The organism is uncultured Rhodoblastus sp., from assembly GCF_903903185.1.
Lineage (GTDB): Bacteria > Pseudomonadota > Alphaproteobacteria > Rhizobiales > Beijerinckiaceae > Rhodoblastus.
In genome coordinates this window covers 1-23200 of record NZ_CAIUXT010000050.1, presented here as the reverse complement: position 1 = coordinate 23200, position 23200 = coordinate 1, and the positions used below count along the sequence as shown (strand labels likewise).

Sequence of the window (23200 nt, the reverse complement as noted above, 5' to 3'; positions counted from 1 at the left end):
GCAATCGACTCCAGATTCCTTTGTTTTCGCAATGTTTTTGCGAAAAACCGGCGTCCACTTTTTCGCACATTGCTCTAGAAGGTCAGGATTTGCGCGGGCGAAGCAGCGCGCCGCCGAATGCCATAGCGAAACCGAGAAAGGCGAAGGCCCAGGCGAAAGCGGCCAGATGCAGCAAGGCAAAACTCCATTGCGGCGCCAAAGCCGCGGCGATCCGGGCGGCGGCGGCCAACAAAACAGCGGCGTAGATCGCCTGCGCGCCCTTGCCGGCATGCAAGGCCTGGCCAGTATGGCCGAGGCTCGAACGGGTCATCACCGCCATCGTCATGACACCGATGGCGCCGACGGCCCAGGCGTGCAAGCCGGCGCTCAATGGGATGCCCGTCCAGGGGGCGAGGCCGCTCAAGACAAAGCCGAGCGGCACGAACAAATAGGCCAGATGCAGGATCAGCACCAAAGCCTCGCCGGAGGTCCGCTCGCCGGCCCATCGCGCCAGCCGGAAAAGGTTCAAAAGGCCGGCGGCGATCAGCAGCAGGCCGACGATTTTACTGTCCGGCGCCAGAACCCAACCCATGAGCGCAGCAACCGAACCGGCCATGCAAAATCCGTCGAAGCGTTTGAACGTCGTCGGCAACCGGCCCTGGCCGCGCTGCTTCAGAAAGGTATGGGTGAAGCTCGGAATGATCCGTCCGCCGATCAGCATCACCAGCGCAAGCGTCGCGGCGACGCCAAACCGCCGGCCATAGGTCGCGGAACCCGCGAAATGCGCCTCGACATGAAACACCACATTGGCCGCCAACAACAGCCCGACAAAGATCAGAACCTTGAGATTGCGCCCGTTTTTTCCGGCCAGGATTTCGCGCCCCACCGCCGCGCAGACCAGGACGAGAAAGGCGCAATCGATCATGGCGGCGGCGACCCAGCCGATATGGGCCGAAAAAGCGATGGCGGCGCGCCCGGCCAGCCAGACGGCGAGCAAGAACAGCAGCGGCCGGCCCTGCAATGGCGCCCGTCCGGTCCAGTTGGGCGCTGCAGTCAGCAGAAAGCCGGTGACGATGGCGGCGACATAACCGAACAAAGCTTCGTGCGCGTGCCAGTCGAGCGGCTGGAAGGCCATGTTCAAGGTCAATTCGCCGAAATATTGCGGTAGCCAAAGCATGACCGAGACCATCGCCCAAAGCGCTCCGGCCAGAAAGAACGGCCGGAAGCCGTAACTCAGCACGGCGGGGCCGGCGTAAATACGGCGGCTGTCGGTATCGGACATTATGGCTCCTTGTGGGACACAGGATCGCATCCCGGTCGTCCAAAGGCGAGGAAATTAGGGATCTCCTGGCGGGGACCTTACCTTCGCTGCGCAAGCGCAAATGAAGTCCAAACCGCCGGGCCTCGGGCGACGGCTCAAGCCGCTGCGAACGGGAACCGCCGCCCCGGCCTTTTTCGCGTGCTTCGCTCTAGCCCCGGCGCCGGGCTTGCACTATGAAGATTTCATGAGACTTATCAGCGATTCCGGCGAACTGGCCGCCTTATGCCAGACCCTTGCGCAATATGCCTATGTCACCGTCGATACGGAGTTTTTGCGCGAAACCACCTTCTGGCCGAAGGTATGCGTGATCCAGGTCGCCTGCGACGAGCGCGCGGCGGCGATTGACGCTCTGGCGGAAGGTCTCGACCTGACGCCATTTTTCGACCTTATGGCCAATCCCAACGTCACAAAGGTTTTTCACGCGGCGCGGCAGGATCTCGAAATCATCTGGAATCTGGCGAAACTCATCCCGGCGCCGCTGTTCGACACCCAGGTCGCGGCCATGGTCTGCGGCTATGGCGACCAGATCGCCTATGGCGAACTGGCGCAGAGCCTGTGCAAGGTCACGCTCGACAAGTCGTCGCGCTTCACCGACTGGTCGCGCCGGCCTTTGTCCGACGCGCAGATCGATTACGCCATCGCCGACGTCACCCATTTGCGCGACATCTACCATTGCTTGCGGCAAAAGCTGGAAACGACGGGCAGGCTGCATTGGCTGGCCGACGAAATGGCGACCTTGTCCTCCAGCGACACCTATGAGCAGCGTCCCGACAAGGCCTGGGAGCGCCACGCCCACCGCGCGCGAAAACCGCGCGATCTGGCAGTGCTGATGGAACTGGCCGGCTGGCGCGAACAGGAGGCGCAGACGCGCGACGTGCCGCGCTCGCGCGTGCTCAAGGACGATATCATGATCGAAGTCGCGCTCGCCGCGCCGCGCAGCGTCGAGGCGCTCGGCGATTTGCGCGCCTTTCCGCGCGGCATGGAGCGTTCGCGCGCCGGCGTCGATATTCTGGCCGCAATCGAGCGCGGCCTCGCCCGCGATCCCAAAACCCTGCCGCGCATCGACCGCGAACGGCGCAGCAGTGGCGGCGGCGCGACGGTGGAGTTGTTGAAAGTTCTCCTGCGTCAGGTCGCGGAGAAGGAGGGCGTGGCGGCGAAACTGATCGCCACCACCGAGGATCTCGAAGCTCTGGCCGCCGACGATCGCGCCGATATCGCAGCGCTGAAGGGATGGAGGCGCGAACTTTTCGGCGCCAAGGCGCTGCATCTTAAACATGGCCGGCTGGCCCTGACGGTGGAAAACCATCGCGTCGTGACGCTGGAATATCTTGAGGCGGAGGCGGGCGGGGAGGGCGTGGGCGCTTAAGGCAAAGCATCCTTTATTTAGCACAAGCTATTGATTATAAAACATAATTTCGTTACAGGCGGCTTGAGTCCTGCGCCAGGAAATTCGAGATTCGAATATTGGACAGGATGTCGGTTTCAGTCTTCGCCGCCTCCCCTTTTGGCGGGTCGAATAAACGGCAGCAATTCGCGCAGCCTGTCCGCGTTCGGTTTCGACAGTTCGGCTTCGAGTGCGGCATGTTCGGCGCGCCAGATCGGGATGGCGGCGACGAGCGTTTCGCGGCCCGCCTGCGTCAACGAAAGGCGACGCGCGCGATGGTCGTCCTTGTCCGGACTGACCTCCACCAACCCGCGTCGCTCCAGTGACTTCAACGCCGCCGTCAGCGTGGTGCGGTCCATCGCCAGCAATGCGGCGAGGCGCCCCAGCTTCATCGGTTCGGGAACGTTGAGCGGCATCATCAACGAGAACTGGCCGTTGGTCAGCCCCAAAGGCTGAAATGCCCGGTCGAATCGCCGCGCCAGCGTCCGGGCGGCCCGTTGGGTAGCCAGACACAAGCAGGCGTCGCGAACCTCGTGAACGACATCTAGGGAGACTGGGTTTGACATGGCGTAATTATGTTGATATCAACGTTTATCGGGATTGTCCAGCGTCTGGTTCGGTAAACATCGACCATTCGGACCGATGTTTGGCGTTTCCGGGTCGGCGGCCACATTTGCAGATGGGAACTCTATGAGCACGAACAACACCTATCTGGCTGTCTTCATCGCCAGCAAATCAAGCCCCAAGTCGTTGGCATGGAACGCTTTGCCGGAGGCGGAACGGGGAGCGAGGACGAAAGCCGGCATCGACGGCTGGAAGTTGTGGACCGAAAAACACCGCGCCGCAATCCTCGCCATGGGCGGACCGCTCGGCAGAACCAAGAAGGTCACACCGGGCGGAGTCGAAGATACGAGCAATGCATTGGCTGCCTACGTGGTCGTGCGCGCCGATTCGCACGAAGCCGCCGCCGGGCTGTTTGAAAATCATCCTCACTTCATGATCTTTCCGGGCGATTGCGTGGAGATCATGCCTGTGTTGCCCATACCCGGCGGGTAGCGTCTTTTTTGATGCAATGGATTCGAATATGCATATAAGTATTTGTATTTAAATACTTTTATTCGAAAGAATCGGGTTCCGCTCCGCTTGAGGGGAAAGGCAATCATGACGTTCAAGGCCTACCTTGAAAATATCGAGGCCAAAACGGGCAAAAGCCCTGCCGACTTCAAGCGAATGGCGTCGGAGAAGGGATTTCTGACCGCAGGGAAGTTGCGGCCCGACATCAAGGCGGGCGTCGTACTGGAGTGGCTCAGGCAGGATTTCGGTCTTGGGCGCGGGCACGCAATGGCCATCGTCACATGGCTCAAAGGGCAAAAAAAGGAGGACGATTCATGAGCCGGGACAAGGCGACAAATTCCATCTGGGTCGGGCGCCTTCTGAGCGCGCTGGTGATTGCGTTCCTGGCCTTGGATGGCTCGATCAAACTCGCTCCGTTACAGGTGGTGATCGATACGTTCAGGGAAATGGGATGGCCCACGGACGTTGGAACGATCAGAAGCCTTGGCGTGATTCTGCTTGCGTCGACCGCGCTCTATGCGTTTCCAGGAACGGCGATCCTTGGGGCCATCCTGCTCACCGCCTATCTTGGCGGCGCGGTTGCAACCCATGTCCGAATTGGCAGCCCAATGTTCACCCATACTTTTTTGGAGTTTACGTCGGCGTGCTGATGTGGCTCGGACTCTGTTTGCGCCATCCGGAAATTCTGGAATTTTTGACTTTCGGAACTCGGTTCGTCCCTCACCGCCGCCCGAACACCGCGATCGCCAGCCCCGCCATCACCACGCCGATGCCGAACAACACGCCGGCGCCCAGCGGTTCGTGAAATACCAACGTCGCCGCGCCAATGCCGAAAACCGGAACCAGCAGCGAAAACGGCGAGACCTGCCCCGCCGGATGGCGGCTCAGCAAAAAGCCCCACAGGCCAAAGCCGACCATGGTCGCGCCATAGGCGAGGAAGGCCGCGCCGCCCCAGACCACCCACGAGGGATGCAGGATCGCCGCGAGGATGGCGCTGCGGTCCTCCATCAGCAGCGAAAGCGCCAGCAAGGGCAAGGGCGCAAAAAGGCTCGACCAGACGATGAAGCCGAGCATGTTGGTCCGCCCGGCGCGGATCGAGAACAGATTGCCGAGGCTCCAGAAACCCGCCGCCCCGAGCACCGCGAGAAAGGGTCCCAAAGGCGTCGCGCCGCCGCGAAAATATCCGATCGCGCCGACCCCGGACAGGGCGACCAGAGCGCCGAAAATCTGGGTTTTGCGCAGGCTCTGGCCGAGAAATGCAAAGGCCAGCGCCATGGTGAACAGGGCCTGCATCTGGATGACCAGCGAGGCGAGGCCCGCCGGCATGCCCCATTTGATCGCGGCAAACAGCAGGCCGAACTGTCCGATCCCGATGCACAGGCCATAGCCCGCGAGATCGAGCAGTTTCGCCTTCGGGCGCGGGATGAACAGCACGGCGGGAAAGGCGGCCAGCGCAAAGCGCAGCGCCGTCAGGAACAGCGGCGGCGCCTCGGCGACGCCCGCCTTGATGGCGATGAAGCTGACGCCCCACAAAAAGGTGGTCAGCACCGCCAGCAAGATGTCGCGTGGCGGCAAACCGCCCGCCGACGCGCCCGCCGGCGCGGTCATCCGACGACGATGGAGGGCGTGCGGCCGATCAGCCGCGCCAATTGCTTGAGCCGGTTGTTGAGGCGCTCGCCGGCGAGATCGGCGAGATCGGGCGGCAGGGTCAACACCACTTTGCCGCTGACGCAGCGCATATCGACCCGCGGCAATACGTCGGGCATCGAGGCCGAAAGGATGTAGGCGACGCGCTGGATCGAGCCGAGAATGCGCGCAAGGTCCATCAGCCGCGGCGAGGCGAGGCTGCGAATTTGCAGATTGACGTCCTGGCCCATGCCGAGATGGCGATAGGCCACGGCCATGCCGAGAAAGGCGCGGCCGGCATGATCGACGCCGACCATTGGCGTGTTGGCGAGCAGGTTCAGCGCCAGCTCGGAGCGGTAATCGGGCGAGATGCGCCAGCCGATATCGCCGTAAAGACAGGCCGCGTGGCGCAGCCGTTTTTCCTCCGCCGTCTCGTCGACAGGGCTCGACGCCATGAAGACGTCGCTCCAGCGAATGAGGTCTTCGCCATGCCGGGGCGAGCGCGAGCGCAACAGATTATATTCGCGCGCCGCCTCAAGCAGCGGATCGAGCGCCCGCATTTCCTCGCTCAGGCTCTCGTAAAGCAGGCCCTCGCGCAGGCCGCCGATGGAGATCACCACTTTGGCCGGCTTGCCGCGCCGGATGATTTCATCGAGCAAAACGGCGCCATAGGCGAGCGATGGCCGGCGCTGCGACGAGATCGCGCCGACCGACACCAGCGCCTCGGTATCGACGCGCTCGACCAGCGAGGCGAAATCGGCGGCGTCGCGCGCCGGAATCACATAGCCGTGCATCACTTCGAGCGGATAATTGCGCTGGCGCATATGGAGTTTGCCGAGCGAGCGCCAGGTGCCGCCGACCGCGTAAAATGTACGCCCGCGCAGGGTTTCGAGCGGCGACGCTTCCGCCAACTCCAGTTTGGCGATGCGCTGGGCGTTCTTCACCGAGCGTCCGGCGGCTTCCATCAGCGCCAGCGAGCCGAGTTTGAGCGAGACGCCCTGCCCTGTCGCGCCGCCCTTGACGTCGATCAACTCCAGCGAGCCGCCGCCGAGATCGCCGACCACGCCATCGGCTTTATGGATGGTCGAAACCACGCCGAGCGCCGAAAGTTGCGCCTCGCGCGCGCCGGAAATCAGCTCGATCGGACGGCCGATCGCCTTGCTCGCAGCCTTGAGAAATTGCGCGCCATTGGCGGCGTCGCGCGACGCCGCCGTGGCCACCGGGCGCACGTCCTCGATCCGCATGAATTCGCATAGTTTGCGAAAGCGCCGCAGCGCTTCGAGCGCCTTCTCCATGCCCTCGTCGGCCAGCGCGCCGGTCGCCGCCACGCCCTTGCCGAGGCCGCACAAGGCCTTTTCGTTGAAGATCGGCGTCGGCGCGCGGGTCAGCCCCTCATAGGCGACGAGACGCACCGAATTGGAGCCGATATCGACGATCGCCGTGGGCCGCGTGTTCGGCAGCCGTCCCTGACCTGTTCCCATTGTTCACCTCTTGGCCATGATCGCGATCCATCGCGATCATGGATTCCCTCGCGCGAGCGGGGCGTCGCGTTGGCTCCCGGCCCCTTGCCGCAGGTTCGCCCCTGCAAGAAGGGATCTCAGCTACGCTCGCCGCGCCGGAACAGGGTTTTGGGGCTGGAATCCCGCAGCGACTTGCCGCGCCCGGACAGCGAGGGATTGGTCATGAAATATTTATGCACATTGAACGGCTCCTCGCGCGGGCCGCATTCGATGCGCACGCTCGAACCATCCGGCAGCACGCGATAGGACTGCTGGTTGTCCATCATGTTGGCGACCAGAATCTGGTCCAGCACCTGTTCATGAGTGGTCGGGTTGGTCACCGGCAACAAGGACTCGACGCGCCGGTCGAGATTGCGCTCCATCAGGTCGGCGGAGGAAATATAGACCGCCGCCTTGGGGTGCGGCAGGCCATGGCCGCAGCCGAAGGCGTAGATGCGGGTATGTTCGAGAAAGCGCCCGATGATCGACTTTACCCGAATATTCTCCGAAAGCCCGGGAACGCCGGGACGCAGGCAGCAGATGCCGCGCACCACGAAGTCGATGGACACGCCGGCCTGGCTCGCCTGGTAGAGCGCGTCGATGATTTGCGAATCGACCAGCGCGTTGCACTTGCCCCAGATCGCGGCGGGGCGCCCGGCCTGGGCGTGGGCGATTTCCTGCGCGATGTGGTCGAGCAGCCTCGTCTTGAGCGAAATCGGCGAGACCGACATGCGCTCCAGCCCGACCGGTTCGGCATAGCCGGTGATGTAGTTGAAAATGCGCGATACGTCCCGCCCGACCGCCGGATCGGCGGTGAACAGCGAGACGTCGGTATAAACCTTCGCGGTGATCGGGTGGTAATTGCCGGTGCCGATATGGCAATAGGTCGTCAGAAAGCCGCCTTCGCGGCGCACCACCAGCGACAATTTGGCGTGGGTCTTCAGCTCGATGAAGCCGAACACCACCTGCGCGCCGGCGCGTTCCAGATCGCGCGCCCAGCGGATATTGGCCTCTTCGTCGAACCGCGCCTTCAATTCGACGAGGGCGGTGACGGATTTGCCGGCTTCCGCCGCCTCGACCAGAGCGCGTACGATCGGGCTGTCGGAGGAGGTGCGGTAGAGCGTCTGCTTGATCGCCACGACATTGGGGTCGCACGCCGCCTGCATCAGGAATTGCACCACCACGTCGAAGGATTCGTAAGGGTGGTGGACCACCAGATCCTTCTGCTTGATCGCCAGAAAGCAGTCGCCGCCATTGTCGCGCACGCGTTCCGGAAAACGCGGGTTATAAGGGGTGAACTTGAGTTCCGGACGCGGCAGTCCGACGACTTCCGAAAGGTCCTTCATCGCCAGCATGCCGTCGAGCGCGATGATTTCGTCCGGCTCGACATCGAGTTCTCCGGCGACGAAGGCGCGCATTTCCGGCGCCATGCTGGCGTCGGTCTCCAGCCGGATCACCTGACCGCGCCGGCGGCGTTTGAGCGCGGTCTCGAACAGCCGCACCAGATCTTCCGCTTCTTCCTCGACTTCGAGATCGCTGTCGCGGATGACGCGGAACAGGCCCTGCCCCTTCACCGAGAAGCCGGGGAAAAGCTTCTGGATATGTGTGACGATCAGGGTTTCCAGCAGCACCAGCCGCGCGCCGCCGCCGGTCGCTTCCGGCAGGCGGATGAAACGGTCGATCTTGCTCGGCATCCGCACCAGAGCCTGCATCCGAGCGCCCGCGCCGGTATTGAGGAGGTCGAGCGCCAGGGTCAGGCCGAGGTTGGGAATGAACGGAAAGGGATGGGCGGGGTCCACCGCCAGCGGCGTCAGCACCGGAAAGACGTGGAGGAAGAAATGATCGTCGAGCCACAGCTTTTCCGCCTTGCTCAAATCCTCGGGCTCGACGACGGCGATGCCTTCCAGTTTGAGATTTTCCTGCAACTGCCGCCAGCAGCGCAATTGCTCGAGCGCGAGTTGCGAAACCCGGGCGTTGATCAGCGGCAATTGCTCGCCCGGCGTCAGGCCGTCGTCTGAGGGGGTTTCGACGCCGGAGCGCAATTGGCCGCGCAGGCCCGCAACCCGCACCATGAAGAATTCGTCGAGATTATTCGCCGAGATCGAAACGAAACGCACGCGCTCCAGCAGCGGGTGCGCTTCATTGGAGGCTTCGAGCAACACCCGGCGATTGAATTCCAGCCAGGAAAGTTCGCGATTGATGAAGCGCTTCGGCGAATCGCGCAAAGCCTCGCCATAGGCCCGGCTTTCCCCCGCCATGGCTTCGGTCACCGTCGCATCGTCCAGAATCGCGTGTTCCTGCGTCACTTGGCCCTCGTATGCGGAGTGGTTTTAAGCCGGTTCGATCAGACCCATGTGACAACATCCGCCGTCCGGTGACAAGACCGAGCGGAAATCAGCTTTATCAGCTTTCCGGGCCGTAAAGCTCGCGCTGCGCGCAAAATTCCGGCGATTGCGCGAGCAGCCGCGCCGCCAGCGGGCGGGTAATGGCGCGTCCGCGCGCCAGCCCCTCGCGGTCGAGCGCCGCGACGATGTTCTGCGCCGCCTCGAACGAACGCTCGAGCCGCAGACTCAGATAATCGATCAGGCTCTCGTCGACGCGAATCTGCCGGTCATGAAACAGTTTGACCAGAATGGCGCGCAGGAAATGCTCGTCCGGCGACAGGATAGCGACCTGCGGCGCGCGGCGCAGCCGCGACAACAGGTCCGGCGTCGCCAGTCCCCAGCGGTCGGGCGGCTGGCGCGCGACGATCAGCAGGAAGGCTCCGTTCTCGGCGGCCAGATTGAGCAGGTGGAACATTTCCGTCTCAAGCCCCGAGGCTTCATCGGCATTTTCCAGCACCAGCGCCTGCTCGTCCCCGAGACCGGGCGCGAGCGCCAGAGTCAGGTCGCGGGCGCGGAAAATCCTTGCCCCGGCGCGGCGCGCCCAGATCGCTGCGAGATGGCTTTTGCCGGCGCCTTGCGGGCCCTGGAGCAGCAGCGTTTTCTGCGGCCAGTCCGGCCAAAGCCGGACCATGGCCAAGGCCTTTTCGTTCGACGGGGCCTCGAAAAAATCCTCCTCTCCCAGGCCCGGCCGATGCGGCAGGTCGAGCGGCAATTGCCCCGTCATGCCCAAAAACCCGTCATGCGACATCCCGACCTATGCCATGGAACAGGGCGCTCTGCTTGTAGCGGCGCGCGGCGAAGCGGATCAGCACCCCCGCCGCCGCCGCCAGCGGCACGGCGAGGATCATGCCGGCGAAACCGAACAGGCTGGCGAAGGCGAGCAGGGCGAAAATCAGCCACACCGGATGCAGGCCGACCGAACCGCCGACCAGTTTCGGCGAGAGGATATTGCCTTCGAGAAACTGGCCCGAGACCACCACCGCCATGGCGAGACCCAACAGGCCGAGGTGCGGCCAGCCCTGGACAACGGCGACGACGGCGGCGAACACCAGAGCCGTCATCGAGCCGACATAGGGAATGAAGCTCAAAAGGCCCCCCGACAGGCCAATCAGAAAGCCGAAATTGAGCCCGATCATGGTGAGGCCGCCGCCGTACCAGAGCCCGAGAAACAGGCAGACCAGCGATTGACCGCGCAAGAATCCGGACAAAGCGCGGTCGATTTCGGCCGAGAGTTCGGACAGGGTGGCGCGGTGGCGCGGCGGGATCAGGCTGCGGATGACGCTGACCATATCCGGCCACGACAGCAACAGATAGAAAGTCACCACCGGGGTGATCACCACCAGCGTCACCACCCCGACCAGAGCCTGGCCTCCCGACCACAGCGATTTGAGGAAATCGCCGAGCCATTGCACGCCCTGGCCGATGAAATTGCCGAGCGATTTCTGGATGCCGTCGGCGCTGGCGATCGAATCGAGGCCCAGTTTGCCGAGCCATTCGCCGCCATATTGCTGGAGCAGGATTCCGGTCTCTTCCGCAACCACCGCCTGAAGTTTCGCCACATAATAGGGCAGGCTTTCGGCGAAGCCGACAATCTGGCGCCCGAGGATCGGCGCAATGCCGATCACCACGACCAGCAGCGCCATGAGAAACAAGGCGAGGATGACCAGCGCCGCGACCGTCCGGCTCAACCCAAGCCGTTGCAGCCGCTCGACCACCGGATCGAGGATATAGCCCAGGATCAGCGCCGCGATGAAGGGCGCCAGCACATTGGCGAACAGGTAAACGCCAAAGCTGGCCAGCAGAGCCATCATCAGCCAGAAAGCGATCTGCCATTCAATGCGCATCGGCTGCAACCTTCCGCCGGGGGCGATGGAATTTTTTCATCGTAACGAAAAGACAATGGGATGATTGCGAAAGACCCGCCAAAGTTTTTCAAGAGCGGGCCTCACGCGGACATATGGCTCACCCAGCGTCTGAAATAGGCTGCGAGCGAGGCCAGCGTCAATGCCGCGACCAGCCATTGGCAGAGGACAAGCCAAAGTCTTGTCGACTCTTCCCCGGCGAGCGGCCAGCCGAAGGCGAGCCCGGCCAGAACCAGCACGACAAAGCCGATCTGGGCGAAAGTATTGGCCTTGGAGATCCACAGCGGCCGGATTTCCATCGGCCGGTCGAGCAGCCAGGCCAGCACCACCGCGCCGACGATCATCACGTCGCGCGTCACCACCAGCAGGGCCAGCGCCATCGGCAAGATGCCGACAATCGCCAGGGTGACGTAATTGCAGATCAGCAGGGCCTTGTCGGCGACGGCGTCGAGATAGGCGCCCAGTTCCGAGCGCAGGTCGAACCGGCGGGCGATCCAGCCGTCGAGCGCGTCGGACAGGCCGGCGACAACGAAAATCGTCAGGGCCTCCGGCCAGCGCCGCGTCGCAATCATGTCCACGGAAACCGGAACCAGCGCCAGCCGCGCCAGACTGATCAGATTGGGAAGAAAGGCGAACCATTTGGTCGGCATGGGGGACGCGATTTAAAGGCGACAGGACGGGAGGCCAGTATGAGCCCGCGGGAGAATGGCCGCAAGCAAATCGCCGGGTGGCGCGCCCTCGCCTTGCCAGCGCCGGCTTGAGCGGCTAGAGCAGGCCAAAACCCGTCCAGAGGATTTTTCATGACCGATTCCGGCGACAAGCCTGCGGGATTGACCTATGCGCAAGCGGGCGTCGATATCGACGCCGGCGCGCGCATGGTCGAACTGATCAAGCCGCTGGTGCGGGCGACGCGGCGGCGCGGCGCCAATGCGGAAATCGGCGGTTTCGGCGGACTGTTCGACCTCAGGGCGGCAGGTTTCGCCGATCCCATCCTCGTCGCCGCCAATGACGGCGTCGGCACCAAGGTCAAGATCGCCATCGAAAGCGGCATTCACGACACGGTCGGCGTCGATCTCGTCGCCATGTGCGTCAACGATCTGGTGGTCCAGGGCGCCGAGCCCTTGTTCTTCCTCGACTATTTCGCCACCGGCAAACTCGAACCAAAGGTCGGCGCAACCATCGTCGCCGGCATAGCCGCCGGCTGCCTGGAGGCCGGCGCGGCGCTGATCGGCGGCGAAACCGCCGAAATGCCGGGACTTTATGAAGGCGCGGACTATGATCTCGCCGGTTTCGCCGTCGGCGCAGCCGAGCGCGGCGACCTCTTGCCGCGCGGCGACATAAGGGAAGGCGACGTGCTGCTGGGTCTCCCCTCCTCCGGGGTCCATTCCAATGGATTCTCGCTGGTGCGCAAGATCGTCGCCCTCGCCGGGCTCACCATTTCCGATCCCGCGCCTTTCGCGCCGGAAAAGAGCCTCGCCCAGGCGCTGCTGGAGCCGACCCGCATCTATGTCAAGCCGGTGCTGCTCGCGCTGCGCAAGACCCGGGCGTTTAAAGCTTTCGCCCATATCACCGGCGGCGGCTATCTCGAAAACATTCCGCGCGTGCTGCCCGACGGGATCGGCGCGTGGATCGACCTCGACGCCATTCCGGTCCTGCCGGTATTTCGCTGGCTGGCGCGCACAGGCGGCGTCGCCGAGCGCGAAATGCTGCGCACGTTCAACTGCGGCATTGGCATGATCGCCGTGGTCGAAGCCGGCAAGGTCGCGGAAGCCGAGGAAGCGCTGCGCGCTTCCGGTGAAAATCCGGTCCGCATCGGCGTCCTCGTCGCCACGCCGACCGGCGACCGCGTGCTGTTCGACGGAAAGCTGGCGCTGTGAGCGCCAAACGGCTGCGCGTCGCCATCCTGATTTCCGGCCGGGGCTCGAACATGCGGGCGCTGGTCGAGGCGGCCCGCGCGGAAGATTTTCCCGCCGAGATTATCCTCGTGCTGTCCAACGTCCCCGCCGCCGAAGGGCTGGCCTTCGCGAAGGATCAGGGCATCGCCACGGCAGTCGTCGATCACCGGACCTTCGCCGACAGAGAGCGTTTCGAGCGCGACATGCAGGCGACGCTTCAGAAGCACGGGGCGGAGCTGGTGTGCCTCGCGGGCTTCATGCGGCTGCTGACGCCCTGGTTCGTCGAGCAATGGCGCGACCGCATGCTCAATATCCATCCGGCGCTCTTGCCCTCCTATCGCGGCCTGCACACCCATGAGCGGGCGCTCGCCGAGGGCGTCAAGATCCACGGCGCGACCGTGCATTTCGTCGCGCCGGCCATGGACGCCGGGCCGATCGTCGCCCAGGCCGCCGCGCCGGTGCTCGACGGCGACACGCCGGAAACGCTCGCCGCCCGCGTGCTGAAACTGGAGCACCAAATCTATCCGCTGGCGCTCAAACTGGTCGCGGGTGGTTTGGCTCGGGTCGAGGGGGCGCGCGTGCGGATCGCGTCAGAGCAGGCTGCCCCGGCGGGGCTGGTCTGGCCGCAAGCCTGAAGCGATTTTTCCGCGCTGGCGAATCGTCGTCAAAATCCGGTAGGCTCCGTTCTTAAGGCTTCGAGCCTTTTGGGAATGCGGGGAGGCGGCATTGATCACGCTCTACACCTTCGGGCCCTATTTCGGCCTGCCGGACGGCAGTCCCTTTGTCATCAAGGCCATGCTGCTCCTGAAAATGGCGGGCCTCGACTATGCGCAGGACCGCAACGGCTATGGCAAGGCGCCCAAGGGCAAGCTGCCCTATATCGATGACGACGGGGAGAAAATCGCCGATTCCACCTTCATCCGCCTGCATATCGAGAAAAAATACGGTTTCGATTACGATTTGGGCCTGACCGACGCGCAGAAGGCGACCGGCTGGGCGCTGGAAAAGCTGTGCGAGGACCATCTCTACTGGCTGATGATCGCCGACCGCTGGTTTGATGACGCCAATTTCCAAAAAGGCCCGGCACGTTTCTTCGACGCCGTTCCGGCGCCGATCCGGCCGCTTGTGCGCGCCCTCATCCGCCGCAAGATTCGCGGCGGCGCGCTGGCGCAGGGCCTCTATCGCCATTCGCCGGATCAGCGGCAGGAGCTGGCGCAGCGCGCCCTCACAGCAGCCGCGACGCTGCTCGGCGACCAGAACTTTCTGTTCGGCGACCGGCCGCATGGCGCCGACGCGACTCTCGGCGCTTTCGCCATGGGCGCGCTCTGCCCTTTGTTCGACGGTCCCGTGCGCGAGGAGGCCGAAAAATGGCCCAATCTCGTCGCCTATGCCGAGCGGATCAGGGAGAGTTATTTTGCCTGAGCCCTGCGGCTCGCGATGAAAAAAGGGCCGCTCCCTTGAGCGGCCCCTTGCAATTCTGGCGTTGGTTTCGATCAGAGCTTAGAGACCCGCACGCGGGCGACACCGGAATGACGCATGCCCAGCACATCGGCCGCGCCCGAGGAAACGTCGATGATGCGGCCGCGCACGAAGGGCCCGCGATCGTTGATCGTGACGACGGCCGAGCGACCATTGTTGAGATTGGTGACGCGCACTTTGGCGCCGAAGGGCAGCGACCGATGCGCCGCCGTCATGGCGCCGACATGACCGCCGCTGGCGGTGCGTCCCTTGCCGGAATAGTAGGATGCCGCTCCAGACCAGGTTTGGGCTTGAAGAGGCGACGAAAGAAATGAAACGCCGATACACGCACACGCAAAAGCTAACTTCTTCAATGCATCGATCTCCGTATTATTGACGATGATCGATAGATCAGTGATAAATCAGGCTAAAACATGTCGGTACTAATCGTTTAATATCTATGATATATGTCACTATATGCGTTTGATATTAATTCTTATGTTTTATTTAATTTAACTATACATTTATTTTATTCGGATTATTGCCTTTCAAAAATCGCTGAGATATGTTTTTTATATGACATATTCATTGCAATACGTTTTTTTGATCCAAGTAGATCGTCGCTTGTTTATTTTGCTGCACTGCGGCAAAGCCGCGCGCCCAAACAAAACGCCGGGCTTGCGGCCCGGCGTCACAGAATTGAAATCTTGCCACGCGTCTCAGCCGACGATTTCGTTGCCCGCGAACCATTGCGCGATTTCCTGGGCGGCGGTTTCCGGCGCGTCGGAGCCGTGAACTGAATTCTCGCCCATGTTCAGCGCGTAGAGCTTGCGGATCGTGCCGGGATCGGCCTTTTCCGGATTGGTCGCGCCCATGACGTCGCGATAGGCCTTGATGGCGTTCTCGCCTTCCAGCACCTGCACCACCACCGGCGCCGCCGTCATCTGCTCGACCAGTTCGCCAAAGAACGGACGCTCCTTGTGCACGCCGTAAAACGTCTCGGCCTGGCCGCGGGTCATGTGGACGCGCTTCTGCGCAACGATGCGCAGGCCGGCGGCTTCGATCCTGGCGTTGATGGCGCCGGTCAGGTTGCGGCGGGTCGCGTCGGGCTTGAGGATGGAAAAGGTGCGTTCAATCGCCATGAATCGAGCTCGCTGATGAGGAGAAAAGGTCGCCGCGCTTATAAAGTGTTTTCACGCCGGGTGGCTACTGGTCCGCGTCAAGAAAACGCGAAAAACAACCGCCGAGAGGCCCGATCCGATCGATCGGATCGAAAATGGCGCCGGTCGCGGCGACCGGCGCAAGCCGGCCCCGCGCCATTGGCGTCGTTTTCAGCTTTGCGCCGCTTCGAGCGCCACAGCCGCCGACTGCACGATCGCCGCATAACGCACCGCCGCCTGAATGGCGTCGGGCGAGACGCCATGTTCGCGCACCACCGTCTCATGGGCGTCCATGCAGGCGCCGCAGCCGTTGATCGCCGAAACCGCAAGGCACCAGAGTTCGAACTGGTCCTTCGGCACGCCGGGATTGCCGATCAGCGTCATCCGCAATTTGGCCGGGCGCTTGGCGTAATCCTTGTTCGAAACGAGGTGGCTGAAGCGGTAATAAATATTGTTCATCGCCATCAGCGTGGCGGCGCCGCGCGCCGCATTGGCGGCCTCCGGCGAAAGCTGGGTTTTCGCCTCCTCGGCGATTTCCGCGACCGTTTCGGCGTTGCGCGTGGCGACCGCCACGGCGAGCAGCAGGCCCCATTTGGTCTGCGTGTCAAGAAGGTCTTCATTGACGATGGCGGAAAGATTGAGGCGCACGTCCTTGGCGAAGTCCGGCAGCTTGCCCTTCAGATTTTCAATCGACATTTTTCGAGTCCCTCGCCGACAGTGGATCAAAAGCGGAGGGCGCCAACGCGGCGCCCCCGTGAATTGAAAAAAGGGGGCGCCAACCCGGCGCCCTCTTGCAAGGCTCAGAGCGTGGCGCCGCCGACTTCGCGGTTGCACGGGCAGAGTTCGTCGGTCTGCAAGGCGTCGAGCACACGCAGCGTGTCCTTCGGGTTGCGGCCGACGCTGAGCGCCGTGGCGTAAATGTGCTGGATGGTGTTTTCCGGATCGACAATGAACGTATAGCGATGGGCGACGCCCGCCGAAGCGCGGATGTCCAGCCCGTCGATCAACTCGCCGCGCGTATCGGCGAACTGCCAGATCGGCAGCTTGTCGAGATCCTTGTGGTCGCGCCGCCAGGCCAGCTTGACGAATTCATTGTCGCTGGAGCCGCCGAGCACGACGGCGTCGCGGTCCTCGAATTCCTTGTTGAGACGCGCGAACTCGGCGATTTCCGTCGGGCAGACGAATGTGAAGTCTTTCGGGTAGAAGAAGATCACCTTCCATTTGCCGGGGAAGCTCTCATGGGTGAGCGTCTCGAAGGCGCTGACGCCGTTTTCCTCATGATTGTTGAAGCCGGGCTTCACGCCGGTGATTTCGAATTCGGGAAGTTGCTCGCCAATACCGGCCATTTGAGTGCTCCATCTTTTGACGCAGAATGCGGCTCGCCGCCTGCCGAAAAGGGTCTAACTTAGAATAATTCTAAAAACAACCCTTTTCGCGGCGACGCACAGGGTCATAGCAGATTTTGAACGCGGGTTTAATGACGGCCTCCGCCGCCGATGCGCTTTTCGACATTTTGCGAATAAAGCGACATGGCGAGACAGAAGGCGAGATAAAACAGCGCCGCGAAAGCATAGCCCGTCGCCGCGATGGTCGGGCCGGCCCAGACCGGATCGAGCCGCGCCGTATCGACCGTATGCAGAAAATCGAAAATGCCGACGATCGCCACCAGCGTGGTGTCCTTGAACAAGGCGATGAAATTATTGACGATGCCGGGAACGACCGCGCCCAGCGCCTGCGGCAGCACCACCAGACGGAGCGTGGCGACCCGCCCGAGCCCCAAGGCCTGCGCCCCCTCGGTCTGTCCGGACGGCACGGCGTTCAGTCCGGCGCGCACCACTTCCGCCATATAGGCCGAGGCGAACAGCGCAATGCCGGCGAGCGGCCGCAACAGCCGGTCCGGCGCCCAGTCCGGCGGCAGGAATAAGGGCAGCATGGTATTGGCCATGAACAAGACCGCGATCAAAGGCACGCCGCGCACGAATTCGATCAGCCCGGCGCTCAACCAGCGCGCAACCGGCAGATTCGAGCGCCGCCCCAGGGCCAACACGACGCCGCCCGGCAAAGCGACGACAATGCCGACGAGCGCCGCCAACAGCGACACCATCACGCCACCCCATAAATTCGTCCCGACTACCGGCAAGCCGAGCCAGGGCGCGCCATGCAGCAAAGCAAAGCCAGCCAATGGCAGCGCAACGAAAAAGCCGATCGCCGCCGCGCCCTTGGCCCTCGCGCCGGGCCACAGCAGCCAGACGATCAGCAGGGCGGCGCAGGCGAAGGTCAGATCGACCCGCCAATAAAATTCGCGCGGATAGGCGCCGTAGAGAAAAAACGGCGTCTTCGCCCTTATATAGGCCCAGCAGGCCCCCGCGCCCGGCGCGCGACAGAGGGCGCCGTCCGGCGCGCTCCAGACCGCGTCCGCGATCAGAAAACGCCATAGCGGCGGCAAGGCAAAAGCCGCCAGAGCCGCGATCAAAGCCGTGATCAGGCCCGATTTCACATCGCCGAACAGGTTATTGCGCCAAAGAGCGAGAAAATCGCTTCGCGCTTCCGGCGCCGCCGAAGGCGAGGCAAAGCTTTCGCGCAGATAAGGCGCCGGGCTCATCGCGCCGCCCCCCAATGAAAGCGCCGCTCGTAAAGCCGCAACAGCCCGAGCGTCGCCAGCGACAGGGCGAGATAAATCACCATGTCGAGCGCGATCACCTGCACCGCCGCGCCGGTCTGGTTGAGAATGGTGCCGGAGACCTGCATCAGGTCGGCGAAGCCGATGAAGGCCGCCAGCGAGGAATTTTTCGTCAGCGCCAGATATTGGCTGATCAGCGGCGGCGTCACGATCCGCATCGCCTGCGGCAAAATCACCCATTTTCGCGCCTGCGCGGGCTTCAGGCCGAGCGCCGCCGCCGCCTCGCTCTGGCCGCGCGGCACCGAATTGACGCCGGCGCGGACGATCTCGGCGATATAGGAGCCGGTATAAAGCGACAGGGCCAGCACCAGAGCGGTGATTTCCGGCGGCAAGCGCAACCCGCCCTCTACATTGAAGCGGTTGACGGCGGCGTCATAGACCGGGAAATCGAGGCCGATCGGACGGCCGAAGACGAAAAAGGTCGCCAACGCCGGACCGAACAGCAGCAAAGCCGTCGTCGCCATCGAACGCCTGCCGCCGCTCCGGCGCCGCCAATAAGCCAGCGCCGCGCCCGCGAGAAAGGCCGCCGCGACAAAAGCGGCGCCCGGCGCGAAATTCGGCGCCGGCAGGTTCAGGCCGCGATTATTGAGCAGGACGCCCGGCAGACTCAGCGAATCGGCCGGGCCCGGCAGCGGCGCGAGGATCGCCACATACCAGAACAGCAATTGCAGCAGCAGCGGGATATTGCGCACGGTCTCGACGTAAAGCGCCGCCAGTTTCGACAAGGCCCAATGGCCCGACAGGCGCGCGAAGCCGGCGGCGAAGCCGATCAGGGTGGCGAACAGCGCCGCCAGCGCCGAGACCAGCAGCGTGTTGAGGAGGCCGGCCAGCAGCGCCCGCGCATAGGAGGAGAGCGGCGAATAGGGAATCAGGCTCTGGTTGATGCCAAAGCCCGCGACATGGTCGAGGAACGCGAATGACGTCGGAATGCCCCGCGCGGCGAGATTGGCGCCGGCATTGGCGACGGCGGCAATGAGCAATCCGCCGACCGCCGCCAGCAGCAGCGCCTGAAGAGCGACGTTTTTCACGCGAGCCTTCATGCGCGTCACCGCACCGGCGGGGCATAATGCAGCCCGCCCTGTCGCCATTGCGCATTGAGCCCGCGCGGGATTTTCAGCGGCGAATCCGCGCCGAGATTGCGCTCGAAAATCTCGCCGTAATTTCCCACCGCCCGGACAATGCGCACGACCCAATCGGCGGGCAGGCCGAGCCCTGCGCCAAAATCGCCCTCGACCCCAAGCAGGCGGCGGATTTCCGGATTATCGGACTTCCGCAATTGCTCGACATTGGCCGAGGTCACGCCGAGTTCCTCGGCGTCGAGCAGGGCGAAATGGGTCCATTTGACCAGATTGAACCAGCGGTCGTCGCCCTGCCGCACCACCGGCGCGAACGGCTCCTTGGAAATAATCTCCGGCAGCACTTCATGATCGTCGGGCGACGTGGTTTTCATCCTTTGCACGTAAAGCGCCGAGCCATCGGTGGTGAAAGCGTCGCAGCGGCCGGAATCATAGGCCTTGATCGCCTCGTCGGCGGTCGAGAACACCACGGTTTCGGCGCGAAAGCCGGATTTGCGGAAATAATCGGCGAGATTGAGTTCGCTGGTCGTGCCCTGCTGCACGCAGATCGAAGCGCCGGACAATTTCGACGCCGAATCGAGCCCGAGCTTTTTGCGCGCCAGAAAGCCCTGGCCGTCGAAATAATTGATCCCCGTGAACAACAGCCCCTGCCCCGCCTCGCGCGATTGCGTCCAGGTGGTGTTGCGCGACAGCAGATCCACTTCGCCCGATTGCAGGGCTGTGAATCGATCCTTGCCCGACAGCGGCACGAATTTGACCTTGCCGGGATCGTCGAAAATCGCTGCGGCGACGGCGCGGCAATAGTCGATGTCGAAGCCGCGCCAAAGTCCCCGGTCGTCGGGAAGCCCGAATCCGGCGAGGCCGGTATTGACGCCGCAGACGAGAACGCCGCGCCCGCGCACGACATCGAGGGTGTTTTCCGCGCGCGCCACGCTCGCGAGCAGGGCGAGGCAGACGGCCAGGCAGACGGGGAAGACGAGGCGCGGCGTTTTCGGCACGTGTTTTCTCATGCGAGATTTCGTCGTGACCCTACAGCATTTTTCGCCGCATGGCAGCGCGCCACTTGACGCGGACGACGCGCGGCGGCCAAGTTTCCGCAAGCAAGGAAAGGCCGGAACATGACCCAATCGACCCCGCAATCGCGCAAGAACATGCGCGCGCGCACCAAACTCGTCCATGCGGGGCGCGAGCCGTCCGAGCAATTCGGCTATGTCAACACCCCGATCTATCGCGGCTCTACCGTGTTGCAGCCGACGTTGGCGGCGCTGGAGGCCCGTCATAGCGCCCGTTTCACCTATGGCACCCATGGCACGCCGACCACCGAGGCGCTGGAGCTGGCCTGGTCGGAAATCGCCGGAGCGGCGGGCACGGTTCTGACCCCCTCCGGTCTGGCGGCGATCACGCTGGCCCTGCTGACCGCGCTCAAGGCCGGCGATCACCTTCTGGTGGCCGATTCCGCCTATCTGCCGACGCGCACGTTCTGCAACGGATTCTTGCGCCGCATGAACATCGAGACGACCTATTACGATCCGCTGATCGGCGCCGGGATCGAGGCGCTGATGCGGGCCAACACCAAAGCGGTTCTGGTCGAGGCGCCGGGCTCGCAGAGCTTTGAAATGCAGGACATTCCGGCCATCGCCGAGGTCGCTCATCGCCATGGCGCCTGCGTCGTCATGGACAATACCTGGGCGACGCCGCTGTTTTTCCCGCCGCATGAGCGCGGCGTCGATCTCGCCGTCGAGGCCGGCACCAAATATCTTTCGGGCCATTCCGACCTGCTGCTTGGCCTCGTTTCGGCCAATGAACATTGGGCCAAACCGTTGCGCCAGACCTTCGATTTCTTCGCCATGTGCGCCGGGCCGGAGGACGTGTTTCTGGCGCTGCGCGGCCTGCGCAGCATGGAATTGCGGCTGCGTGAAGCCGAGCGTCAGGGCCTCGCTCTGGCGCGCTGGCTGCGCGGGCGCGCGGAAGTGTCGCGGGTGCTGCATCCCGCTTTGGAGGACGATCCCGGCCACGCCATCTGGAAGCGCGATTTTTCCGGCTCGTCCGGCCTGTTCTCGGTGATTCTCAAGCCGGCGCCAAAGGCGGCGCTGGCGGCACTGCTCGACAATCTTCAGCTGTTTGGCCTCGGCTATAGCTGGGGCGGCTATGAAAGCCTGGTCATCCCGTTCGATTGCTCCAGATATCGCACGGCGACGAAATGGCAACCGGAAGGCCCGGCGCTGCGCTTCTCGGTCGGTCTCGAGGATATCGAGGATCTCAAGGAAGATCTCGACCGGGGCTTTGCGCTGTTTCGCGCTCAACTGTGAGCATCCGATTCACGCCGTCATGAGCTGAGCGAAGTGAAGCAATCCAGCTATTTCAGGACGCTTCTACTGGATTGCCGCGTCGCTTCGCTCCTCGCAATGACCGACGAAAAGAAGGCTCAGACAACAAATCAGAGTGTGTTCTAATTTTTTAGATTCAAACTTAAATATTTTCCGCGCGCTTTGGGAAGCAGATCGTCTCCCTGCAACGTGAAGGCGATTTTGCGCCGGCCAAAAACCCGCGCCACGCCGAAAGCCGAAGCGAGGCCGAGCAGGACTCCACCCAAAACGTCGCTCGGATAATGCGAGCCGAGAATCAGCCGCGAGGCGGCGACCGGCAGGGCGACGGCGAAAAACAGCACGGCCGACCGCCAGCGGTATTTTGGGGGCATGAAAAAGCTCAAGGCGGCGGCGGCGGCGAAAACCGTGGTGGTGTGGCCCGAGGGAAAACTTGCCAGCACCGCCTTCACCGAGAACAGGTCGAAATGCTGCGGACCGAGCGTGTCGATGAGTTTTGGCCGCGCGCGTCCGAGCAGATGTTTGAAAATTTGCGACAACAGCCCGGAAACAACCAGAACGGCGAAAAAATACAGCGCCTGCGACGCCAGCAGGCCATAGCGGGCGCGCAGCCGCCGGCTTTGCGACCGCGACCGGCGATCGAGCGCGTAAACCAGGGTCAAAATCGACAAGGCGAACAGCCAGCCGGAATCACCGGCCTTGGTGACCACTTCGAATACGCGGATCAGGCGTGGATCGAACTGCGCGGCGGCGCGTGCTTCGGTCGCATCGAAAGCGAAGCTGATGTTGATGAGCAGGGCGAATGCAAGGACCACAAGCGCCAGCCCGAGCGGCCACAGCGGCGCGGCGGCAGGTTTCGCATGGCGCCAATGCGCGGCGAGATCGCGCCAGGCCGCTCGCAAGACCGGCAAAAATTCGTTCAAATCCGACATCCCGGCGAAAATGGCGACCCCGGCTGGATTCGAACCAGCGACCTGCCGCTTAGAAGGCGGCTGCTCTATCCGGCTGAGCTACGGAGTCTGTGGCGGCGCCCGCCCGGAAAGGTCAATGCGTCCAGGGCGTCAGGCGGCTGTTCTTGAAATTATCGGAATAGGAGGTGATCTGCCGTTTCGCCTCTTTCGGCTCCTCGATGCGATAGGGGATCGCATTGCGCTCGGCATAGGCCACCGCCTCTTCTTTGGTGGCGAAGGTCAGCTTGATCTGGCTTTTCATGTCGCTCGAAGCGGTCCAGCCCATCAGCGGCTCGATGCTGCGCGCCGATTCCGGTAGATATTCCAGACGCCAAAGCCGGGAATTGCCGGCGCCCGACTGGGTGGCGGTTTTTGCGGGGCGATAAATGCGAGCCGTCATGATCGATCCCAGATTCTCGACGCCAAAGGGGCGAATGGTCGGGGCAGCAGGATTCGAACCTGCGACCTGAAGTACCCAAAACTTCCGCGCTACCAGGCTGCGCTATACCCCGAAAGCGCCTTGGCCAT

At 63.1% G+C, this 23200-nt stretch carries 25 protein-coding genes and 2 tRNA genes; 8 read left to right on the top strand and 19 right to left on the bottom strand.

The window, feature by feature from the left end; translation table 11 throughout:
* Positions 1 to 82: 82 nt before the first annotated feature.
* Positions 83 to 1261 carry an NnrS family protein gene (locus QZY01_RS04170; protein ID WP_294533716.1) on the bottom strand — a complete coding sequence of 393 codons (1179 nt, stop codon included), beginning with the start codon at positions 1259 to 1261 and terminating at the stop codon, positions 83 to 85.
* A gap of 223 nt (positions 1262 to 1484) precedes the next feature.
* Here QZY01_RS04170 and rnd point away from each other — a divergent pair, with 223 nt between their 5' ends.
* Positions 1485 to 2666: a ribonuclease D gene (rnd, locus tag QZY01_RS04165; RefSeq protein ID WP_294533713.1), complete on the top strand. Its 1182-nt coding sequence runs from the start codon at positions 1485 to 1487 to the stop codon at positions 2664 to 2666.
* A 116-nt stretch (positions 2667 to 2782) separates the two neighbouring features.
* Here rnd and QZY01_RS04160 read toward each other — a convergent pair whose 3' ends face one another.
* Entirely contained in the window at positions 2783 to 3250 is a 468-nt protein-coding gene (locus tag QZY01_RS04160) for a MarR family transcriptional regulator (RefSeq protein WP_294533710.1), read from the bottom strand.
* A gap of 124 nt (positions 3251 to 3374) precedes the next feature.
* Here QZY01_RS04160 and QZY01_RS04155 point away from each other — a divergent pair, with 124 nt between their 5' ends.
* The 3 genes from QZY01_RS04155 to QZY01_RS04145 all read left to right on the top strand — a co-directional run bounded on the left by QZY01_RS04155 (position 3375) and on the right by QZY01_RS04145 (position 4408).
* A complete protein-coding gene (locus tag QZY01_RS04155; protein WP_294533707.1) occupies positions 3375 to 3740 on the top strand; it encodes a hypothetical protein in 366 nt (121 codons plus the stop codon).
* Positions 3741 to 3845: 105 nt separating this feature from the next.
* Positions 3846 to 4076: a DUF4287 domain-containing protein gene (locus QZY01_RS04150; protein ID WP_294533704.1), complete on the top strand. Its 231-nt coding sequence runs from the start codon at positions 3846 to 3848 to the stop codon at positions 4074 to 4076.
* On the top strand, positions 4073 to 4408 hold the full coding sequence (locus tag QZY01_RS04145; protein ID WP_342394873.1) for a DoxX family protein: 336 nt from the start codon (positions 4073 to 4075) through the stop codon (positions 4406 to 4408). The genes QZY01_RS04150 and QZY01_RS04145 overlap by 4 nt, the downstream gene beginning before the upstream one ends.
* A 70-nt stretch (positions 4409 to 4478) precedes the next feature.
* On the opposite strand, the gene QZY01_RS04140 is transcribed toward QZY01_RS04145, so the two are convergent.
* From QZY01_RS04140 to QZY01_RS04115, 6 genes are all read right to left on the bottom strand, one after another.
* Positions 4479 to 5333: an EamA family transporter gene (locus QZY01_RS04140; RefSeq protein WP_294533701.1), complete on the bottom strand. Its 855-nt coding sequence runs from the start codon at positions 5331 to 5333 to the stop codon at positions 4479 to 4481.
* A gap of 29 nt (positions 5334 to 5362) precedes the next feature.
* A complete protein-coding gene (gene ppx, locus QZY01_RS04135) occupies positions 5363 to 6865 on the bottom strand; it encodes an exopolyphosphatase (RefSeq protein ID WP_294533699.1) in 1503 nt (500 codons plus the stop codon).
* A gap of 116 nt (positions 6866 to 6981) precedes the next feature.
* Positions 6982 to 9141, bottom strand: coding sequence for an RNA degradosome polyphosphate kinase (locus tag QZY01_RS04130; protein ID WP_294533721.1), 2160 nt, complete (start codon positions 9139 to 9141; stop codon positions 6982 to 6984).
* A 145-nt stretch (positions 9142 to 9286) separates the two neighbouring features.
* Positions 9287 to 10015: a DnaA/Hda family protein gene (locus QZY01_RS04125; RefSeq protein ID WP_294533697.1), complete on the bottom strand. Its 729-nt coding sequence runs from the start codon at positions 10013 to 10015 to the stop codon at positions 9287 to 9289.
* Positions 10005 to 11111 (bottom strand): AI-2E family transporter, encoded by a 1107-nt coding sequence (locus tag QZY01_RS04120; RefSeq protein WP_294533695.1) that lies wholly within the window; start codon positions 11109 to 11111, stop codon positions 10005 to 10007. The genes QZY01_RS04125 and QZY01_RS04120 overlap by 11 nt, the downstream gene beginning before the upstream one ends.
* A gap of 101 nt (positions 11112 to 11212) precedes the next feature.
* Positions 11213 to 11779: a CDP-alcohol phosphatidyltransferase family protein gene (locus QZY01_RS04115; protein ID WP_294533693.1), complete on the bottom strand. Its 567-nt coding sequence runs from the start codon at positions 11777 to 11779 to the stop codon at positions 11213 to 11215.
* A 150-nt stretch (positions 11780 to 11929) separates the two neighbouring features.
* On the opposite strand from QZY01_RS04115, the gene purM reads away from it, so the two are divergent.
* From purM to QZY01_RS04100, 3 genes are all read left to right on the top strand, one after another.
* Positions 11930 to 13006 (top strand): phosphoribosylformylglycinamidine cyclo-ligase, encoded by a 1077-nt coding sequence (purM, locus tag QZY01_RS04110; protein WP_294533691.1) that lies wholly within the window; start codon positions 11930 to 11932, stop codon positions 13004 to 13006.
* Entirely contained in the window at positions 13003 to 13659 is a 657-nt protein-coding gene (gene purN, locus QZY01_RS04105; RefSeq protein WP_294533689.1) for a phosphoribosylglycinamide formyltransferase, read from the top strand. Before purM ends, purN begins: the two co-directional genes overlap by 4 nt.
* A gap of 91 nt (positions 13660 to 13750) precedes the next feature.
* A complete protein-coding gene (locus QZY01_RS04100) occupies positions 13751 to 14446 on the top strand; it encodes a glutathione S-transferase family protein (protein WP_294533687.1) in 696 nt (231 codons plus the stop codon).
* Positions 14447 to 14517: 71 nt separating this feature from the next.
* Here the strand turns inward: QZY01_RS04100 and QZY01_RS04095 are convergent, their stop codons facing one another.
* The 7 genes from QZY01_RS04095 to QZY01_RS04065 all read right to left on the bottom strand — a co-directional run bounded on the left by QZY01_RS04095 (position 14518) and on the right by QZY01_RS04065 (position 20408).
* On the bottom strand, positions 14518 to 14826 hold the full coding sequence (locus tag QZY01_RS04095; protein WP_294533718.1) for a septal ring lytic transglycosylase RlpA family protein: 309 nt from the start codon (positions 14824 to 14826) through the stop codon (positions 14518 to 14520).
* Positions 14827 to 15201: 375 nt separating this feature from the next.
* Positions 15202 to 15624 carry a nucleoside-diphosphate kinase gene (gene ndk / locus QZY01_RS04090; RefSeq protein ID WP_294533685.1) on the bottom strand — a complete coding sequence of 141 codons (423 nt, stop codon included), beginning with the start codon at positions 15622 to 15624 and terminating at the stop codon, positions 15202 to 15204.
* A 189-nt stretch (positions 15625 to 15813) separates the two neighbouring features.
* Positions 15814 to 16338, bottom strand: a complete 525-nt coding sequence (locus QZY01_RS04085; protein WP_294533683.1) for a carboxymuconolactone decarboxylase family protein — start codon at positions 16336 to 16338, stop codon at positions 15814 to 15816.
* A gap of 104 nt (positions 16339 to 16442) precedes the next feature.
* The gene (locus QZY01_RS04080; RefSeq protein ID WP_294533681.1) at positions 16443 to 16988 is read right to left on the bottom strand and encodes a peroxiredoxin; all 546 of its coding nucleotides are present in this window, start codon (positions 16986 to 16988) and stop codon (positions 16443 to 16445) included.
* A gap of 128 nt (positions 16989 to 17116) precedes the next feature.
* Positions 17117 to 18244 (bottom strand): amino acid ABC transporter permease, encoded by a 1128-nt coding sequence (locus QZY01_RS04075; protein WP_294533679.1) that lies wholly within the window; start codon positions 18242 to 18244, stop codon positions 17117 to 17119.
* Positions 18241 to 19350 carry an ABC transporter permease subunit gene (locus QZY01_RS04070; protein WP_294533677.1) on the bottom strand — a complete coding sequence of 370 codons (1110 nt, stop codon included), beginning with the start codon at positions 19348 to 19350 and terminating at the stop codon, positions 18241 to 18243. Before QZY01_RS04070 ends, QZY01_RS04075 begins: the two co-directional genes overlap by 4 nt.
* A gap of 17 nt (positions 19351 to 19367) precedes the next feature.
* The gene (locus QZY01_RS04065; RefSeq protein WP_294533669.1) at positions 19368 to 20408 is read right to left on the bottom strand and encodes an amino acid ABC transporter substrate-binding protein; all 1041 of its coding nucleotides are present in this window, start codon (positions 20406 to 20408) and stop codon (positions 19368 to 19370) included.
* Between the two features lie 108 nt (positions 20409 to 20516).
* Here QZY01_RS04065 and metC point away from each other — a divergent pair, with 108 nt between their 5' ends.
* Entirely contained in the window at positions 20517 to 21707 is a 1191-nt protein-coding gene (metC, locus tag QZY01_RS04060) for a cystathionine beta-lyase (RefSeq protein WP_294533667.1), read from the top strand.
* Positions 21708 to 21847: 140 nt separating this feature from the next.
* Here the strand turns inward: metC and QZY01_RS04055 are convergent, their stop codons facing one another.
* The 4 genes from QZY01_RS04055 to QZY01_RS04040 form a co-directional block, all read right to left on the bottom strand.
* Positions 21848 to 22645, bottom strand: a complete 798-nt coding sequence (locus QZY01_RS04055) for a phosphatase PAP2 family protein (protein WP_294533664.1) — start codon at positions 22643 to 22645, stop codon at positions 21848 to 21850.
* Positions 22646 to 22665: 20 nt separating this feature from the next.
* A tRNA-Arg gene (locus QZY01_RS04050) sits at positions 22666 to 22742 on the bottom strand.
* A 24-nt stretch (positions 22743 to 22766) separates the two neighbouring features.
* Positions 22767 to 23072, bottom strand: coding sequence for an ETC complex I subunit (locus QZY01_RS04045; protein ID WP_294533661.1), 306 nt, complete (start codon positions 23070 to 23072; stop codon positions 22767 to 22769).
* Positions 23073 to 23107: 35 nt separating this feature from the next.
* Positions 23108 to 23184: transfer RNA gene (locus QZY01_RS04040), tRNA-Pro, on the bottom strand.
* Positions 23185 to 23200: the final 16 nt, after the last annotated feature.